This is a genomic window from Flavobacterium psychrotolerans (genome assembly GCF_003097635.1).
GTDB lineage: Bacteria > Bacteroidota > Bacteroidia > Flavobacteriales > Flavobacteriaceae > Flavobacterium > Flavobacterium psychrotolerans.
Map to the genome: position 1 here is coordinate 1 of NZ_QCZI01000052.1, position 1,137 is coordinate 1,137.

General features: G+C 59.2%; 1 protein-coding gene. It reads left to right on the forward strand.

From position 1 onward, the window contains the following. Positions 1–1,137: mercury(II) reductase (gene merA, locus DB895_RS14150; protein WP_116725995.1), on the forward strand; the 1,137-nt coding region annotated here is incomplete at both ends.

Sequence of the window (1,137 nt, forward strand, 5' to 3'; positions counted from 1 at the left end):
CTGCGTGACCGTCTGCTGGCGCAACAGCAGGCCCGTGTGGACGAGCTGCGTCATGCTAAATATGAAAGCATCCTCGAAAGCAATCCGTCGATCAATCTGGTGCGAGGCAGCGCCCGATTCAAGGATGGCCAAACGCTTATCGTGGAAGCGGCAGAAGGTGACACTCGCGAAGTGGCCTTCGATCGCTGTCTCATTGCCACTGGTGCAAGCGCTGCCATCCCGCCGTTGCCTGGTCTTGCAGGAACGCCATATTGGACGTCCACCGAAGCCCTGGTTAGCGAAGCCATTCCTAAACGGCTGGCAGTAATTGGCGCCTCGGTCGTAGCACTGGAACTGGCACAAGCGTTTGCGCGCTTGGGCAGCGAGGTGACGGTCCTGGCCCGGCGCACCTTGTTTGCCAGTGACGACCCTGCCATTGGCGAGGCCGTGACTGCAGCTTTCCGTGCGGAAGGCATCACGGTGCTGACACAGACGCAGGCGAGTGCCGTGACCTATTGCGACCGCCAATTCATCCTGACGACCGCGCAGGGCGAGTTAAAGGTGGATCAATTGCTTGTTGCCACCGGCCGCACGCCAAATACCGCAAGCCTGAATCTCGAGCGCGCAGGTGTGACGTTTGACTCGCAACATCGCATCCTGATCGATCAAGGCATGCGCACGAGTGCTTCGAACATTTACGCAGCTGGCGACTGCACTGACCAGCCTCAGTACGTCTACGTTGCAGCCGCGGCTGGTACCCGGGCTGGCATTAATATGACCGGCGGCGACGTAAAGCTCGATCTCGACGCCATGCCGGCAGTCGTGTTCACCGATCCGCAAGTTGCCACGGTAGGCTACAGTGAAGCAGAGGCCCAGCGCATTGGTCTGCAAACCGAAAGCCGTACGCTCACGCTCGACAATGTGCCGCGTGCACTCGCCAACTTCGATACCCGCGGCTTTATCAAGCTTGTTGCTGAGGCAGGGTCCGGACGCATTCTCGGAGTCCAGGCTGTGACACCGGAAGCAGGCGAAATCATCCAGACTGCCGCGATTGCCATCCGGGCCCGCATGACCGTCCAGGATCTGGCTAACCAGCTTTTCCCTTACCTCACCATGGTTGAAGGTCTCAAACTGGTGGCACAGACTTTTTCGAAGGAT